The 381-nt window shown below is 38.1% G+C and carries 1 protein-coding gene; it reads right to left on the bottom strand.

What is annotated here, in order from left to right:
* A partial coding sequence (locus BFP77_RS04920; protein WP_180272312.1) for a restriction endonuclease subunit S occupies positions 1-311 on the bottom strand: 311 nt, incomplete at its 3' end.
* Positions 312-381 lie beyond the last annotated feature (70 nt).

Genomic DNA, 381 nt, shown 5'->3' with positions numbered 1-381 from the left:
CACCCCTCAGGAATTTCACCTAATTCAGAGCCGATGAACTCACCCTCTTGAAAAGGACCAAAATCTACGAACCAATGTTTGTAAAGCGCCATTGCCATGTTTTCCAAGGTTTTGTTCATGGCAAGGTTGTTTTCTATTTTGTCGTCTATGGCAGAGAGGATGCTGGCGATGGCCTGTTGTTCTGGGAAATCTGGCAGTTCAAACTCAAAATTAAAAATATCTTTTAAGGTTATGCTTGCTTGATTAGCACTTCCTGTCGCTGTAAACGCTATGTAATATAGAAAACCGTTATTCTTAAGAAGGTAATACAAAAACTTTTGCCCTATTAATCTTGAATCAAAATGCAGTACGATTACGTACTAATGATTCAAGATTAATAGG

Source organism: Maribacter sp. 4U21, assembly GCF_002742365.1.
GTDB lineage: Bacteria > Bacteroidota > Bacteroidia > Flavobacteriales > Flavobacteriaceae > Maribacter.
The sequence above is the reverse complement of the archived record's forward strand: the minus strand, read 5'-3'. Positions and strand labels throughout refer to the sequence as shown.